At 59.2% G+C, this 15,129-nt stretch carries 14 protein-coding genes and 1 pseudogene; 2 read left to right on the top strand and 13 right to left on the bottom strand.

Annotated elements, in window-relative coordinates; translation table 11 throughout:
- Positions 1 to 43 precede the first annotated feature (43 nt).
- Together BFC21_RS10985 and BFC21_RS10980 are read left to right on the top strand one after the other, a co-directional pair.
- Positions 44 to 1,762, top strand: coding sequence for an FAD-dependent oxidoreductase (locus BFC21_RS10985; RefSeq protein WP_120266120.1), 1,719 nt, complete (start codon positions 44 to 46; stop codon positions 1,760 to 1,762).
- Between the two features lie 90 nt (positions 1,763 to 1,852).
- Positions 1,853 to 3,604 (top strand): FAD-dependent oxidoreductase, encoded by a 1,752-nt coding sequence (locus BFC21_RS10980; RefSeq protein WP_120266119.1) that lies wholly within the window; start codon positions 1,853 to 1,855, stop codon positions 3,602 to 3,604.
- 3 nt (positions 3,605 to 3,607) lie between these two features.
- On the opposite strand, the pseudogene BFC21_RS10975 reads toward BFC21_RS10980, so the two are convergent.
- The 13 genes and pseudogenes from BFC21_RS10975 to BFC21_RS10915 form a co-directional block, all read right to left on the bottom strand.
- Positions 3,608 to 4,002, bottom strand: a pseudogene (locus tag BFC21_RS10975) (transposase).
- Positions 4,003 to 4,051: 49 nt separating this feature from the next.
- Positions 4,052 to 4,387, bottom strand: coding sequence for an IS66 family insertion sequence element accessory protein TnpB (tnpB, locus tag BFC21_RS27565; protein WP_162939314.1), 336 nt, complete (start codon positions 4,385 to 4,387; stop codon positions 4,052 to 4,054).
- Between the two features lie 72 nt (positions 4,388 to 4,459).
- Positions 4,460 to 4,702: a transposase gene (locus BFC21_RS27785; protein ID WP_120266118.1), complete on the bottom strand. Its 243-nt coding sequence runs from the start codon at positions 4,700 to 4,702 to the stop codon at positions 4,460 to 4,462.
- Positions 4,703 to 4,807: 105 nt separating this feature from the next.
- Positions 4,808 to 5,695: an EamA family transporter RarD gene (gene rarD, locus BFC21_RS10960; RefSeq protein ID WP_120266117.1), complete on the bottom strand. Its 888-nt coding sequence runs from the start codon at positions 5,693 to 5,695 to the stop codon at positions 4,808 to 4,810.
- 40 nt (positions 5,696 to 5,735) lie between these two features.
- On the bottom strand, positions 5,736 to 6,662 hold the full coding sequence (locus BFC21_RS10955; RefSeq protein ID WP_120266116.1) for a LysR family transcriptional regulator: 927 nt from the start codon (positions 6,660 to 6,662) through the stop codon (positions 5,736 to 5,738).
- Positions 6,659 to 7,633: a quinone oxidoreductase gene (locus BFC21_RS10950; protein WP_120266115.1), complete on the bottom strand. Its 975-nt coding sequence runs from the start codon at positions 7,631 to 7,633 to the stop codon at positions 6,659 to 6,661. The genes BFC21_RS10955 and BFC21_RS10950 overlap by 4 nt, the downstream gene beginning before the upstream one ends.
- A 519-nt stretch (positions 7,634 to 8,152) precedes the next feature.
- The gene (locus BFC21_RS10945; protein ID WP_120266114.1) at positions 8,153 to 8,446 is read right to left on the bottom strand and encodes a hypothetical protein; all 294 of its coding nucleotides are present in this window, start codon (positions 8,444 to 8,446) and stop codon (positions 8,153 to 8,155) included.
- Positions 8,443 to 11,364, bottom strand: coding sequence for a conjugative transfer ATPase (locus BFC21_RS10940; protein WP_120266113.1), 2,922 nt, complete (start codon positions 11,362 to 11,364; stop codon positions 8,443 to 8,445). Before BFC21_RS10940 ends, BFC21_RS10945 begins: the two co-directional genes overlap by 4 nt.
- Positions 11,364 to 11,768 (bottom strand): TIGR03751 family conjugal transfer lipoprotein, encoded by a 405-nt coding sequence (locus BFC21_RS10935; RefSeq protein ID WP_120266112.1) that lies wholly within the window; start codon positions 11,766 to 11,768, stop codon positions 11,364 to 11,366. The genes BFC21_RS10940 and BFC21_RS10935 overlap by 1 nt, the downstream gene beginning before the upstream one ends.
- A complete protein-coding gene (locus BFC21_RS10930) occupies positions 11,746 to 13,227 on the bottom strand; it encodes a TIGR03752 family integrating conjugative element protein (RefSeq protein ID WP_120266111.1) in 1,482 nt (493 codons plus the stop codon). Before BFC21_RS10930 ends, BFC21_RS10935 begins: the two co-directional genes overlap by 23 nt.
- Positions 13,217 to 14,095 carry a TIGR03749 family integrating conjugative element protein gene (locus BFC21_RS10925; RefSeq protein WP_120266110.1) on the bottom strand — a complete coding sequence of 293 codons (879 nt, stop codon included), beginning with the start codon at positions 14,093 to 14,095 and terminating at the stop codon, positions 13,217 to 13,219. Before BFC21_RS10925 ends, BFC21_RS10930 begins: the two co-directional genes overlap by 11 nt.
- A complete protein-coding gene (locus tag BFC21_RS10920; RefSeq protein ID WP_120266109.1) occupies positions 14,092 to 14,748 on the bottom strand; it encodes a PFL_4703 family integrating conjugative element protein in 657 nt (218 codons plus the stop codon). The genes BFC21_RS10925 and BFC21_RS10920 overlap by 4 nt, the downstream gene beginning before the upstream one ends.
- Positions 14,745 to 15,125: a TIGR03750 family conjugal transfer protein gene (locus BFC21_RS10915; protein ID WP_120266108.1), complete on the bottom strand. Its 381-nt coding sequence runs from the start codon at positions 15,123 to 15,125 to the stop codon at positions 14,745 to 14,747. The genes BFC21_RS10920 and BFC21_RS10915 overlap by 4 nt, the downstream gene beginning before the upstream one ends.
- Between the last annotated feature and the right edge of the window lie 4 nt (positions 15,126 to 15,129).

Genomic DNA, 15,129 nt, shown 5'->3' with positions numbered 1-15,129 from the left:
TCATCGACGTATGTCTAAACACACCACACGAGGAGACTGCTGAATGCATGCCGACACTTCCCTGCACGCAACGGTGGACTGCGATGTCCTGGTCATTGGCTCCGGCGCAGCCGGACTCAGCGCAGCCGTGACCGCCGCTTGGCATGGCCAGCGGGTGATCGTGGTCGAGAAGGACGAGGTGTTCGGCGGTGCCACTGCCTGGTCCGGTGGCTGGATGTGGGTGCCCTGCAATCCGCTGGCGCAGCGTGCCGGGATTATTGAAGACCGCTGTCTGCCGCGCACCTACCTCGAACATGAATTGGGCGAACACTTCGATCCGGCGATGATCGATGCCTTTCTCGAAGCAGCACCCAACATGGTCTCATTTTTCGAGCGCCATACTGCATTGCAATTCGCCGACGGCAACGCCATTGCCGACATTCACGGTGACACACCTGGCGCCGGTACCGGCGGAAGGTCGGTGATCGCCGCGCCCTACAATGCCTACGAGGCAGGCAAACTGCTCAATCGGCTGCGCAAGACCATGCGCGAAACCTCATTCATGGGCATGCCAATCATGGCTGGCCGTGACCTGACGGCTTTCCTTACCCTGACGCGCTCCTGGCCGTCGCTGCTGCATGTGATCAAACGCTTCGGCAAACACTTGATCGATCTGACGCTCAAGGGGCGGGCCATGTACCTGGTCAACGGCGTCGCACTGATTGCCCGCCTGGCCAAGTCGGCCGAAGACCTTGGCGTCCAGCTATGGGAATCGGCACCGGCCACCGGGCTGATCCATGAGCACGACCGCGTCACAGGGGCCGTGGTCGAAACCGCAAAGGGCCGCATCGCCATTCGTGCACGCAAGGGCGTGGTGCTGGCTGCGGGTGGCTTTGCCAATGACATCGAACGACGAAAGGCACTCTTCCCGCGCACGCCAACCGGCCATGAGCATCTGGCGTTGCCGCCGCTGGGCGTCAATGGTGACGGTTTGCGCCTGGGCGAAAGCGTCGGCGGACAGGTCGCCGATAACCTGGCCAGTCCCGCCGCGTGGGCTCCCGTGTCGCGAGTGCCCTACAAGGACGGTAGCGTCGGCCACTTCCCGCACATTATCGAACGTGGCAAGCCGGGCATCATCGGCGTCCTCGCCAACGGCAAGCGTTTCGTCAATGAGGCCAATGGTTACTACGACTATGTTGCTGCGATGGTCGCCGCCGCGCCCGGCACCGAGGTCGCCTCCTGGTTGATCTGCACGCACGCATTTCAGCGGCGTTACGGGCTGGGTGTTTCCCGGCCATTCCCACTGCCAGTTGAGCCGTTCATTCGCACCGGCTATCTGAAGACCGGCCACTCCATCGAGGCGTTGGCGACGGCGTGCGGCATTGACCCCATAGGCCTCAGCCAGACCTTGGCCGAGTACAACCGCCACGCCCGCAACGGTGCAGACCTGCAGTTCGGTCGCGGTACTACACCTTACAACCGCAAACAGGGTGATGCGCAGCACAAGCCCAACCCTTGCGTAGCGCCGATCGAGCAGGGTCCATTCTATGCAGTGAAGGTCGAAGCGGGCTGCTTCGGCACCTTCGCGGGCCTCAAGACCAATGCCCATGCGCAAGTCCTTAATCGTGAAGGGCAGCCGATCGCGGGTCTTTATTCAGCTGGATCCGACATGGCCAGCATCATGGGCGGCCACTACCCAGCTGGCGGTATCAACCTGGGGCCAGCCGCCACGTTCGGCTATATCGCCGGCCGCCACCTGGCTGGGGCCACAGCCTACGAATAACTACACGCCCAGACTACTGGCCTTAACCTTCGAAGTATCCACCATGCCGTTTGCAGCCAAGACCTTCGCCCTGACCATTGAGGAGAAATCATGAAGAACACCATCAACCACACCCCCCCGCACTGGGACCAGGAAGTCGACCTGTTGGTGTTCGGCGCAGGCACAGCAGGCATGACTACCGCATTGATGGCTAACCACCACGGGCTGGACGTGTTGCTGTGTGAAAAGACCGCGGTCGTGGGCGGTATTAGTGCGACCTCGGACGGTACCACATGGGTGCCCGGCACCACCCAGAGCCGGCGCGCCGGTGTGCCGGACACCGTGGTGGATGCCGCCACCTTCCTCAAGGCAGTGGTCGCTGAGCGCGGTGGTGAAGCCTTGCGCGAAGCCTTTCTGGCCAGCGGACCGCAGGCAATTGATGAGTTGGAGCGTATCAGCGAAGTGAAATTCGTGGCCGCCGCCGCCCATCCCGACTACGTCAGCGGCCCAGGCGCAGCGTTCGGGGGGCGGGCCCTGGCGCCACTCGCGTTCGACGGCAGGCTACTGGGCAAAGACTTCGCCCGCGTGCGGCCACCACGCCGGGAGTTCATGGGGCTGGGCGGTATGATGGTGCCGCGCGCCGACCTGGATGCGCTGCTGTCGCCATATGCCTCGTTGAAAAACCTGACCCGCACCCTGAGTGTGGTCGGCCGCTATTGCATCGACCGCCTGAGCTACCCTCGCGGCACAAACCTGGTCATGGGCAACGCCCTGGTCGCCCGGTTGTTCTATAGCCTGCGCCAGCGCAACGTGGATATTCGTTATGAAACCCCCTTGCACGAACTGATTCTGGAAAACGGCCAAGTGGTGGGCGCCGTGGTGCTGCACAACGGCCAGTGCCAGCGCATCCGCGCCCGCCGTGGTGTGGTGTTGGCTACTGGCGGAGTGACCCGCCACCCGACCTTGCGTAAGCAATTGTTCCCGGCTGCGGCCCAACCCCTTTCACTGGCGCCCACGACCCATACCGGCGACGGCATCGATCGCGCGCTGAAGGCCAACGCCCAGCTCGACAACGGCCACGACAGCCCCGGTCTGTGGATGCCTTGCTCGATCCGCACAGGCAAGGATGGCTACCAGGCCGTCTGGCCACACATCCTGCTAGACCGCGCCAAACCAGGGCTGATCGCTGTGAATGGCCGGGGCTTGCGCTTCGTCAATGAGTCCGACTCCTACCACGACTTCGTCATGGGCATGCTCGCCGATGGCAGCGCCACTTCCCACCTTATCTGCGACGAAATATTCTTGCGCCGCTACGGCCTGGGCCTGGTGATGCCGCTACGCAGCGCCGTCAATATCGCCAGCTTCGTAAAGGCTGGCTACCTGGTTAAAGGCCGCACCCTTGCCGAGCTTGCCAGCAAGCTCAAGGTCGATGCCGAGGGACTTGCGAGCACGGTCAACACCTACAACGTCTCCGCCGCACGCGGCGACGACCCGGTGTTCAAGCGTGGCAGCAGTCCCATGAACCGCCACAACGGCGACCCGCAGCAAACGCCCAACCCCTGCGTGCGCCCGCTGGGCGAGGGCCCCTATTACGCAGTCACTGTGCAACCGGCCGACCTTGCCTGCAGCGCCGGCCTAAACGGCAACGCCGACGGTCAGGTGCTGGACATCCGGGGTAAGGTGATAGAAGGACTTTATGCCTGCGGGAATGACTTGGCCTCGATTTTCCGCGGCACTTACCCAGGCCCGGGCACGACCCTGGGGCCGGCGATTGTGTTTGGCTGGCGAGTGGCCCGCCATGCGGCAGGGCTGGACGATGCCAAGGTGGACGTGACAGAAGCTGTCAAGGTGGCGGCACGTTGAGGTTCAGATTGCGGTCCACATCTCCTTGTTGGTTTTTAGGCACAACTGAAATGCCTGTTCCGCGAGGATGCTTTTTTGGTGGCGTGTAACTCGTAAAACTTGCCGGGCATGGGCCATGCAGCCGATTTTAGTCACGCCCAGAGCAAAGCAAGTTTGGTAGCCGCCGTAGTCGTCGCAGACTAACTTGCCTTTCCTGTGTCCCAGAAAGTTGCGGGCATACTCGCCCGAACGACCAGGGTTGAAGTCATAAACCACTGCCTTAATATCGGCAGCCGAGTCGTCGCATAGGCCCAAACGTAGGCGCGATGAGTTTTCTTCGAGCCTGGTGCAAGTATCTGTACCGGTGTTTCATAGACATGCACCACATTGAGTTGATCGAGAGAAGTGGTAGGCGTCATCGCGCTGACTTTGACTGACCCTTATCTCGATGTCTGTCAGCCATGTCCTCTAAAGCATGCGGACTGTTCCGGTAGATCCAAGTCGCTGCCAGGGAAGCCCGATGACCAGCGCTTGAAGCTGTTCGGGGCTGAACTCCATTTGGGCGCCATGTCGACTGCTGGGCCAGTGAAGTTTTCCTTGAGTCAGTCGGCGAGCCGCCAGCCAAACGCCAAACCCGTCATGTACCAGGACTTTAATGCGAGTGGCGCGACGGTTTGCAAATAGATAAGCGCAGTGCGGCTGCGCCGCACCAAAGACTGCAATGACGCGAGCCAGCGCGGTCTCAGTGCCAGCGCGCATATCCATCGGTTCGGTGGCCAGCCAGATCGCATCGATGCGGATCATGGAGCAAGCCCACGAACAAAACGGGCACATCCCTCAGGATCGGAGGACGGCCATTTCACCGTGGTGGTTTGCTCACCAAAAGGCAGTTCTATGATCACTGACGGTGCAGTCGCTCGCGTTGGGGGCGACCTTTATCGGTACGAACGCCGGCAGCGTTGCGGGCGGTTGATCTCGATAAAGCGGGAGCCACTTACGGATCACATTGGCATTGATGCCGTGACTGATGGCAACGCTGGAAATGGATACGCCGGGTTGCAGGCATTCCTGAACAACCTGGGCTTTGATCGACTTGGGGTAAGTGCTTCGTTGGCGCATTTAAGGGCTATCGCGTCCGCTTAAATATAGGCGGACAACATCCTCCTTAATTTGGGAGTTCGGAAGGTGTGTTCACCGTTCCCTTACATCTTCTCCGCATTTTTTCTACTTTTTAAACCCCCGCGAACGCCACAAATGAAGGCCACCGTCGAAAATAAGCAAGCCCACTGCCATCCAGATTGGGAGGTACGTCATCCACTGCTCAGCTCTGATCTGCTCACCCAAGGCTAGGGCCACAGCGACCATCAATATCGGTTCAACATAACCTAGTAGACCAAACAGGCTGAACGGAAGGATCTTGCTCGCAACGGTGTAGGCCATAAACGCGGCTGAACTGATAACCGCTAACAGAACAAGCAGAAAATACAAGCACGGCGCCCGGGAGAAGGCATCCGCGGCTGGTTCCTGCCCCATAGCAAAATAGGCCGCAACCGGAAACGTAAGCAGTATGTCAAACCAAAGGCCGCCGAGATGTGCCGTGTCGAGTTTTCGTCGCAATACGAAATACAAAGGAAAACCTAAGGCTACCAAGAGCGTCGACCATGAAAGAAGCCCGACCTGGTAAAGCTCGTTAAGCGCACCCGTTGCAGCGCAAAGGGCTGCAATTTTTTGTGTAGATGTCAGGCGGTCACCATACAAAATCCTGCCGACGAGGAGCATCACGAGCGGTAGAAGAAAATAGCCTAGAGAAACATCGAGCCCATGACCGTTTAGTGGTGCCCACATAAACAGCCACTGCTGCATGCCTAGCAAGGCACTGCTCAGGCAAAGCGGTATGATCATCTGAGGTTTTCGCCTGAGGTATTTCCAGACTGCATTTACATGCCGCCATTCGCCGCTGAGCACCAGAAAAGTGGTGATGCAAGGCAACATCAGCAGCATCCGCCATCCGAAAATTTGCTCTCCGCTCAGTGGGGCAAGCAAAGTCGCGTAGTAATACAGGATGGCAAAAAGGCAGGATGAAGCAATAGAAAGAGCGACACCTTTGAACAAGGGGCCTCCATTAATTTGGGGAGAATTGAAGATCAGCCGGTTAAATGGCCCAGGGAGGTGTAGGGCTGAACTTTGACTCGATCCATTGTTTGAAGGCGACGACCACGGCACTAGGAAATTTGGCCGAGGGCCTGACCAAATAGACTCCACCAGCAGTGTCCAATTGCCAGTCAGGAAGGACATGCAGCAGGTTTCCGGTTGCAATGTCGCGACTCATCAACCACTCACCTGCGCCCAGTATTCCCGCATCAGCGCAGGCCGCCGCAAGTAACGACTCGCTATCATTGGCCGTCAGGTTTCCTTTAGGTAAGACAGTCTGTAGTTCGTTACCGCGATGAAGTCTCCACTGAGGAAAAGTCGCAAGACCGCTGAAGCGAAGGCAGTTGTGCTTGATCAGATCCTGAGGAGTTTCAGGCATGCCGTGCTCCCTGATGTAGGCAGGCGAGGCGGACAATATCCGGCGATGGTCACTCAGTTTACTGGCGATCAATCTGTTGTCCTCCAGCTCTCCAATCCGAATTGCAGCGTCAAAGCCTTCATCAATGAAATCGACAAGTCGCTCGCTATAGTCTGCAAGGATTGAGACATGAGGATAGGCCTTTAGAAATTCCGGCAGTAGCGGGGCAAGCCAACGTCGCCCCATGGCTGCGGGCAGTGCGAGTCGCAAAGTACCTCGAATTTCACTGGCACCCTGAGTCGCTTGCTGCTGCGCTTCATTCATCAATTCGATGGCTGAGCGCAGACGCTGCTCCAACTTGGCACCTACTTCAGTAATTCGAACTTGTCGGGTTGAACGCTCCACGAGCCGCACACCGAGGCGCTTTTCCATCGACGCAAGTCGTTTCGAGACGATCGTAGGGTGTCGCTGTAATAGCCGGCCAGCCCCGACAAATGAGCCTTGCGAGGCGACTGCCAGAAACGCAGCGATTTCGTCACTGTGCTGATTATTCAGAACATCAAGATTCATGGTTTTAGAATTATCGCCCCCGATGAACGCCCGAACTCCAGATCGGCATGCGCCGACGCTGCGTCAGCCAGCGGGTAGCTTGCCCAGATCCGGGGTTTGATAATACCCGCAGCCAGTGCTGCCAAAACATCCTGAGCACGTTCCTGATACTCAGTGACACTGGTCGTATGGGCTGCCAACGAAGGGCGTGTCAGGAACAGCGACCCTTTGGAATTGAGTGTCGACAGCTCCACGGCTGACGGTGCGCCCGATGAAGCGCCGAACGAGACCATCAGGCCACGGGGGCGCAAGCTATCCAGGGATGCCTGGAAAGAAACGCGCCCGATTGGATCATAGACGACGTCGACCTTTTTCCCGTCGGTGATACGAGCAACGTCCGATGCCAGGCTGTCGGCATCAAACACCAGGACTTCATCGCAACCCAACGCTCGAGCCTTTTCGACACTGGCCGGTTTCGAAACCACACCGATTACGGTTGCACCCAAATGCCTTGCCCAAGGCACCATGATCTCCCCCAGACCTCCGGCCACACCGTAGAGGAGGATGGTTGTGCCCTGTCCGACGGGATAGGTGGCCTTCAAAAGGTACTGTGCCGTGATGCCCTTAAACATGACGGCGGCGGCATCGTCGAACGACAGTGCATCCGGAATTTTAACCAGCCGCTCCGCCGGGTAAAGCCGAGCTGAAGCATACGAGCCAATAGGGCCGGTAGCATAAGCGACACGATCCCCAACTTGTACATTGCTGACACCGGCACCCACTACGGCAACACGCCCAGCGCCTTCCAACCCAAGCCCAGATGGCAACGCGATGGGAACCGCTCCCTTGCGCTGGGTGACGTCGAGAAAGTTTACGCCAATAGCCTCTTGCTCAAGCCAGACCTCACCTTGCCGTGGTGATTGCTCGCTCAGTATCTCCAGGCTCATTACTTCAGGATTGCCGAACTGGTTAACTCGGATCACGGATGCCATGGTTATTTCCCCTTCACCCAGAAGTTTCCTTCACATAGATGCCTCTAGTGTGAGAACTAACCCTGTAATGAACAAGACTGCCTGATTGCAGATCATTAATGCACATAGTGCAGCAGTATGATCGATAACAACACCGCGCTTGTTCGCATAGAGCGCTGCAGGTTGTAACGGCTAGAGAAACGCAAAAAAGTGGTGCTGAGCGTCTGCTATAGGGTCGATTGCTGCCCATAATTTACAGCTGCTACAGGTCCTGTGAGCGCCTCCAGCTGACGTTAAATGCACTGGTATTCAGGTACCTGGCGAAGACTTGCTGACTTAGCTGTTTTCGCTGGTCTGCTTAATCTGGTCAGGTTTTATTCCGGCAGGTACGTCCGCGATACAGGATGCGTCGAATTCACACATAGCTGTTTTGTATATGGCACCGATTTACAGCAGTGCTGCAGCGGTGCTGTGAATCGACGCAAAAGCATCACTTTTGGATGTATAAGTCATTACAGATATCCACCAATTCTTGGTTACTCAAAGCACTGTTACCTGAGCGTGGCTCACCAATCCACCGCTACGCAACCCTCCAAACAACGCCGTCTCGGCTGCTGAAGATTGCGGGTACTTCGTCAACCAAACCTCCAGCACAGCCCTCAACTGAATCTCAAAATCCCGCCGATCCACCGCCCGCACCAGCACCTCCTGCAACTGCTCGATCAGCACCGGCGCGCACACCTCCAGCGTCTGTAGCGCATCTTCCCCTGGCTGTTGCAGCAATAGGGTCAGGCTTTCTATCAAGTTCTGGGTCAGGCTATTTAGCGTTCTCATACCGGGGGCTCCAAGGCCGTGGTGGGTTCGGGGAAGGTGACGACGTGGGGTTCGATTCCGCGCAAGCGGTCTATGCGGGCGGCGACCTGGATGGCGGCATCGAGTTCGCTGACCCGCTGGCTTTGCATGAGGTCGTAGCGTTCTTTCTTTTCTTCCGATTCGGTCATGGCCAGCGCCAGGTACAGGCTGGGCGGTACCGCGCGGAACAGTACTTCCATGCTCTTGGACAGCAGGACGCCTTCGGTGTATTTGCCGCTTTCTTTGCGCGCCGAGAGCATCAGGGCTTTTTGCGCGGGTGTCAGTTCGCGGAATCGGGAGATTTTTTCAACTTCGTCCGGTGGCATGTTCAGGCAAATCCACCACTCGATCATGTTCAGCATCGGCGCCGCCGCCGGGGGCAGGTCGTCGATGTTTTGCGTGGCCAGCCAGAACCAGGCACCGAGCTTTCGCCACATTTTGGTGATCTTCACCACATAGGGGGAGAGCAGCGGGTTTTTGGTGATGATGTGGCCTTCGTCCGTCAGTTTGACGATGGGCCGGCCTTTGTATTGGTCGCGTTCGGCCAGGTTGTTGATGGTGTTCAGTAGTGAGATATAGGCGATCGACAATTGGGCGTTGTAGCCCTCCAGAGCATAGGTGGCCAGGTCGACGATGGTGATGTCGGCTTCAGGCCAGGGCGTGCCTTCGCGGTTGAAGATGTCGCCATCGCTGCCCATGCAGAATATGTCCATGGCTTCGGCCATTTCTTGCATGCGGTTGCGCCGGGTCTCAGGTGCGTCTGCGTCCTGGGCGGCGACTTTGAGGACATCACGGATGTCCTGGGTCAGCACCGGTCGGCCTGTGCTGGCGCAGGTTCTGGCTGCGGCGAGGATGCCGTGGCGAATGGCGCTGCGATCGGCGCGGGTCAGGCGTTCTTCCTCCTTGGCTTCACCGCCGGTGATCATCAGGCGTGCGGCGATTTCCAGTTCGCCGAGGATGTCGCGCTGCTCGTCCTGGCTGTTGGTATGGGCGTCGGAGGTCTCCACGTCGTCGGGGCCGACGACTTTGAGATTGTCTGTGCTTTGTACCAAGCGGATGGCATCGGCAAAGGGCGCCAGGCTGACGCCTGAGCCGGGGCTCAATTTGATCCGGTTGACGGTCAAGCCCAGGCGTTTTGCCAAATCGCCGGTCAAGCCGAAACTGTTGCCGGCTTCCACGATAAACAGGCGTGGTCGGTACACCGCGATCAGTTGGCTGATCAGGTTGCACAGGGTCGCCGATTTACCGGCGCCGGTCGGGCCGAACACGAACAGGTGGGCATTCATTTGCCGATCGAGCCGGTTTAGCGGGTCGAAGGTCAGGGGCGCGCCGCCGCGGTTGAACAGGGTGATGCCGGGGTGGCCGGTACCGGTGGAGCGGCCCCAGACCGGCGCCAGGTTGGCGATATGCTGGGCGAACATCAGTTGGGTGTACCAGTCCAGCGTACGGCGTTGGTTGGGGTCGAAGTTGCCCGGTAACCAGCGCAGGTAGGTGTTCAGGGGTGCCACTTCATCACGGGGCTCAACCGGCTCCATACCCGCGCCAAGCAGGGCGGTGCTCAGTTGCAGGCTGCGTTCCTGCAGTTGTGCGTGATCGCGGCCGCGCAGGTAAAACGCCACGCTGCCCCGGTACAGTTTGTGTTTGCGGCCGAGCAACTGGCGGGCGGTGTTGACGTCTTCGCGGGTCAGCATCGAGGCCTGGGTGTCGCCGACGGCTTTGCGGGACAGTTTCTCCAGATGACTTTCCAGGGTGTCCTGCGGGGTGATAACCAAGGTTATGCAGAGGAGGGTGTCCTCTGGCATTTTGTCGAACAGGGCATTGAGGGCATCGCCGCCTTTGCGGGTTTCGCCGGTGAGGTGGCCGGTCTTGGGCGCTTCGCGCAGTCGATCGAGCATCACCACGCGATGGGGCAGGCCGTCGAAGTACCACAGGCCTTTGTCGGTATTCGACAGTGGCTCGCGGTAGCACAGGTTCTGCGAGAAGTCGGTGCCGCTGGCCAGCGGTAACTCGTCTTCGGCCATCGCGGGCACTTGCTGGCAGACCAGTTCATAGAAGCGGCGGATATCGGCATCTGCTGGCCCAAGGTGGTCGGGCCGAGGGTTGAACCAGTGGATCAGCCAGTGGCGGATGGCGTGGCCATCCATGCGATGGCTTTTGATACCTGCATTGGCCAGTCCTCCGGTCAGTCGATCGCAGATGATTTTCAGATACGGGCCGGGGGACTGGCCGCGCACGTCGAGGTCTGCGCTCTGGATTCGGCGATAGACGACCAGTCGCACTCGGCGTTGCTGGCCTCGCCAGGGCAACTGGCTGACCGTAGTGTCCTCGAACAGGCCGCCGGGTTTGGAGATGGCGGCCAGATGCTGTTTCATCAGTTGCAGATACAGCTCGCTGAAGGCGGAGCCTTTGGCCCGGGGCTGGATGTAGTCGTGCAGGTGTTGGAGATAATCGTCCCAATTGGTTTCGTCCTGGGCGTAGAGCTGGACTACCCAGGGCGATGTTTCCAGCTCGTCGAAGGAGTCCTGCAGCGCGTTTTCCAGCGCATCACGGACTTTGCGCAACCAGTCAGGGTCGCGGCCCTCGGTGCCAATGGGTGTTAGCTCGAAGAAGGCTGCGCGGGAAACGCCGTCCTCCAGCAGCATGGCTTGCTCTGCCGGCAAGTAGTCGACCCAGGGCAGCAGGTCGACGAAGGAAGCGTTGACGTCGTACAGGCGGGCGACGTCGGCGGTGGTGGCCGGTTTCTGTTTGGGATTGCGCCAATCCTCCGGGGAGGGAATGCCCTGCGCGGCCAAGCGTTCGAAGTAGCGATCGGTAGCGGCCTCGAAGGTTTCTGATGTTTGAGTGTGATCAAGGTCAGGCTCTGATCGTTGGCGTGCTTTTAAACGTTGCCAAAGTCCCATCAATAGTCCTCCGTGCGCTCACCGGGCATGGCGTATTGCACGCGCTGATACAGCGGGAACACCGTTGAGTAGCCCGGAATCGGCGCCGGATCAGAGCCGGCCAAATGGGGGAAGACGTACATCACCAGATCGGGATTGGGCAGGCGCTTGAACTGGCTGTAGATCTCGTTTTTCGCCGTGCGGGTAAAGGTGTTTGGGTCGACCTGCCCGGGCTCAAGCGGTCGGCGCAGGGCCTGGCGTGCGTCTATCAATTGACGGTTGCTGGCGCTGGTGCCTTGCTGCCAAACATCCATCATCGTCTGTCTGCCGTGGGGCAGCAGCTCGTCCTTGCTGGTGGAGCAGGCTGAAGTCAGCAGCGCCAGGGTCAAAGCGACACAGTAGTTAGTCCAGCGACGTCGAGACATGGCGCCCCCCTGAGCGGTAGTCGACCTTGCGGCCTTTCAGTTCGTAATCGATGGTCAGCGGCTGGTCCAGATGCACCGCGACTTTGGCCCCGGGCTGCACATATACGGCGGCGAAGGCCTGACCGTAGAGCTTGTTCACCCAGCTGGAGATATCGTTGACGCCTGAGCCGATGATCTTGCTCATGGCTTCGCTGCCGGACATGCCGACGGTGCCGACTGTCCCGGTCTGGGTGTTGATAAATGAACTGCTGTTGCCATCGGACTTGATCAGCGAGGCCGCGCCCGCGCCGGCCGCAGTGATCAGCACCTGCGAGCCGATGTACTGCGAGGCGTTGCTTTTGCGCTCGCCGTTGATGCAGGGAATGCCGTGGTCATCGCTGATCCAGCCCAGGCCGCCTTGGATGGTGGACTGGTTGCCGTTATTGCTGTTCGGGTTGTGGGTGGCTTCTTCGGGTGGCGCGGGCAAGGTGCGGACGGTGCCGTCGTTGAACACGAAGGTCAGGCTTTTGATCTGCCCGCGCACGCAAGATAGGGTCCAGTCCCCGGACGCGGTTCCGCTGGCCACCGCCCCGGCGACATCGGGCAGGTCGATACCGTTGGCGGTGAGATTGTCCGGGCCGATCAACACCTTGAACGGGTAGGGGTCATTGACGGTGCCGTCGATCGGCACCCGGCCAATCAATGCGGACATGGCTACCGAGCCCATCAATGTCGAGTTTTGCGGCAGGGTGTAGACCTTGCGCACTTGCTTGCGGGCGTCCTGCGGGGCGACTTCATTCGCCACGGCCTGGACCCCGATGCTCAGGGCATGCTGGCCGCGATCCAGGGTTTCGCCAAATGAGGTCGGGAAGTTGAAACCGTTAGCGGTTTGATTGGAGCCTGCGGCAATGGGTTTGCCGTTGATATCGACGGGCGTGGCGTCTTGCGGATTTATCCACACCAGGTCCAGCTCCGGCGCTCCCTTGAAGTGCTGGCCATCCCCGGGCTGAATGCCAAAGCCGATCGGCAAGTCAGACCCGGTGGTGCTGCCTGCGCCCGGTTTGTTGCTCAGGGTGTTGTACTGCTGTTGCATCGTATCCAAGAACGTCTGGCTCTGTTGCTCCGACTCTTGTTTGAGGGTGTCCTTGGCGTTTTGCAGGGTGGTCGCGATGTTTTGATCGATGCTCTGCAGGCGCTTTTGCAGCTCGGCATTCTGTTGTTTCAGTGCGTCATTGTTCTGCAGGGCATTGCTGACCTGATCTTTGAGCTGGCGACTTTCCGCGACAATGGTGCGTAGAGTGTCGCCGGGGGTATCGCCATCGACTCCCAGTTTTTTCGCTTCGTTCGAATTGAGGGAGAGGGTGCCTGCATCTTGAGCGTCCTGCTGTGAACTGCCGCCGCTAAACAGCTTGGCCATGACGATAACCGCGACGATCACGAACGGGATAACCAGAAACTTGATCAGCGGATTATTCTTCACGGCGCGCTCCTTTCGGGTCGATCTGCCCGACAGTCAGGGGCAGTACCGACTCGGCAAGTCCACGACCCCGGGTTACCAGATAGACAGTCGTGGTGTCGCTGGCATCGCCTTTGGCGCCGAGATAGGGATGCTGGAAAGTAGCGGTGATGAAGTCGCCCATTAATTCACGCGGGTCCAAAGTCACAGGCTTGCTGCCGGTGTTGCGCAGCTTGACGGCCGTGACCCATAAATCCTCCAGTCGCCATGCCCCCAAGGCCCTGGCCTCGACAGGCCGGGTGGGTAGCAGGGTGGTGAGATCCATATTGCGTTTGAGATTGACCTGCGCAATGCCTGGCACCGGCTCAACTGTGCGCAAGGGGGCATACAGCATCTGCGCGGCATAGCGTGTCATCACCACAGGCAGCGGTGTTTCACGCTGGGCTGGCGCTGCGGCGTCGCTATTTTGCTCGGTCGATCGGTTGGCAGCTTTAGAGTCTTCAGCCTTGGGGGAGAGCTGGCCATAACGCGCCGCAGAGTTGTCACCGGCCACGATTTTAATTGGCTCGAGGGCTGGCTGGTTGGCCTTGCCGGGCGTCGCGATGATATCCACCAGCATGATCTCGCTGGTACTCATGTTTTGCAGTTGCAGACGGGTCGGCTCGATGGGCTCCTTGGCCAGCAAATATAGGGTGCCGCCGGTACTTTGCACGCGCAGCTTGTCGACCAGATGGCGGGGTAGTCCTACCCGCACATTTTGATCAACGAAGACGATGCGCTCCTGCCCGACGACCAATGGCAAGGCCAGCGGAATACGCTCCCAGCGCTGAATCTCCACGGCATGAGCGAAATTGCACGCAACCAGCGCAGCGAGCAGCAGAAGGCGCTTCATCCTTTATCTCCTGCCCTGATGGGTTCTGCTGCGACCTCTATACGTTGCGGATTACCGCTATAGCAGTCCCAGGCCAGTCCGAAGGGGTTCTTTTCGGGATCAACATCGGAGCGAATGATATGCAGGGGGTAACGCGCAAACGCTCGCTTCACCCGCTCGCCGCCGTAATGCTCGTCGGCGGTGATATCCAGGTTTACGGTCCAGTCATTGATGCTGTGTTGCTGAACATGCGGCTCTTGCTGGTTGTCGATACCACGCCCGGGAATCTCGAACACCCCGCGTTCGCGTTTGCGCAGTTCACCGCTGTTGCGGCGCAGTTCGAAGTCCCGCTGCAAATAGGCTTTGCAGCTCGGCGTCAGGTAGCCGCTCAAGCGGATGATGTTGTCCTCGTAATCGGTCTCACCGTTCGAGGGCCAGCGGTTCATCTGCTGGAAGATATAGAGGCCAAAGGCATACACCGACTCTGGCGGAACGTCCCACCACGGTCGGGTGTTGCCCGAGCGCAGGTCAGGCGGGACATGAATGGTCAGATCACGGGGGGCGCTTTGCCAGCCATACGCCATATACAGCCCGAGTGCGATCAGCAGGCCGATCACCAGGCGCAGGCTTTTGATATGCGACTGCTGGGCATCTACGCGCTTGCGGTAGGTCATGGCGCCTCCGAGCGACGGCAAGTCCATGCACCGGAGCGTGTGATCAGACGAGCGCTGTTCCAGGTAGGGATATGCCGGGCAATCGCCAACTGCATTTGACGGTACAGCCAGGTACCCGGGCGCCCGCGTTTCATGCGGCGCAAGACCCGGCTGGCGATAGCCAGTCCCAGCACGCCACCGACCATGGCTCCAGCAATAATCAGTGCCCAGATTTGGGTCAGAATTGCGGCGGGAATACCAGCCAACAGTCCCGTTACGCTACAGAGCAGCAATGTGGTCCACATCTCGTCGGCAGTCAGACCACCCATGATCACGGGCTGGCTGTTCAGCCTGTCCGGAAGAAACATCAGCGTGCCGTCATCAAATAGCTCGGTCATGGCC

This window comes from Pseudomonas sp. TMW 2.1634 (assembly GCF_001703595.1).
Taxonomy (GTDB): Bacteria; Pseudomonadota; Gammaproteobacteria; order Pseudomonadales; family Pseudomonadaceae; genus Aquipseudomonas; species Aquipseudomonas fragi.
Note: the sequence above shows the minus strand (reverse complement) of the source record. Positions and strands in the feature narration are given on the sequence as shown.

Excerpts from the sequence above, each read along its gene's own strand:
- BFC21_RS10915 (WP_120266108.1), bottom strand. The coding sequence starts at position 15,125 with ATGACCGAGCTATTTGATGACGGCACGCTGATGTTTCTTCCGGACAGG.
- BFC21_RS10985 (WP_120266120.1), top strand. The coding sequence starts at position 44 with ATGCATGCCGACACTTCCCTGCACGCAACGGTGGACTGCGATGTCCTG.
- BFC21_RS10945 (WP_120266114.1), bottom strand. The coding sequence starts at position 8,446 with ATGAGAACGCTAAATAGCCTGACCCAGAACTTGATAGAAAGCCTGACC.
- BFC21_RS10935 (WP_120266112.1), bottom strand. The coding sequence starts at position 11,768 with ATGTCTCGACGTCGCTGGACTAACTACTGTGTCGCTTTGACCCTGGCG.
- BFC21_RS10920 (WP_120266109.1), bottom strand. The coding sequence starts at position 14,748 with ATGACCTACCGCAAGCGCGTAGATGCCCAGCAGTCGCATATCAAAAGC.
- BFC21_RS10955 (WP_120266116.1), bottom strand. The coding sequence starts at position 6,662 with ATGAATCTTGATGTTCTGAATAATCAGCACAGTGACGAAATCGCTGCG.
- BFC21_RS10940 (WP_120266113.1), bottom strand. The coding sequence starts at position 11,364 with ATGGGACTTTGGCAACGTTTAAAAGCACGCCAACGATCAGAGCCTGAC.
- BFC21_RS10925 (WP_120266110.1), bottom strand. The coding sequence starts at position 14,095 with ATGAAGCGCCTTCTGCTGCTCGCTGCGCTGGTTGCGTGCAATTTCGCT.
- tnpB (WP_162939314.1), bottom strand. The coding sequence starts at position 4,387 with ATGATCCGCATCGATGCGATCTGGCTGGCCACCGAACCGATGGATATG.
- BFC21_RS10980 (WP_120266119.1), top strand. The coding sequence starts at position 1,853 with ATGAAGAACACCATCAACCACACCCCCCCGCACTGGGACCAGGAAGTC.
- BFC21_RS27785 (WP_120266118.1), bottom strand. The coding sequence starts at position 4,702 with ATGCGCCAACGAAGCACTTACCCCAAGTCGATCAAAGCCCAGGTTGTT.
- BFC21_RS10950 (WP_120266115.1), bottom strand. The coding sequence starts at position 7,633 with ATGGCATCCGTGATCCGAGTTAACCAGTTCGGCAATCCTGAAGTAATG.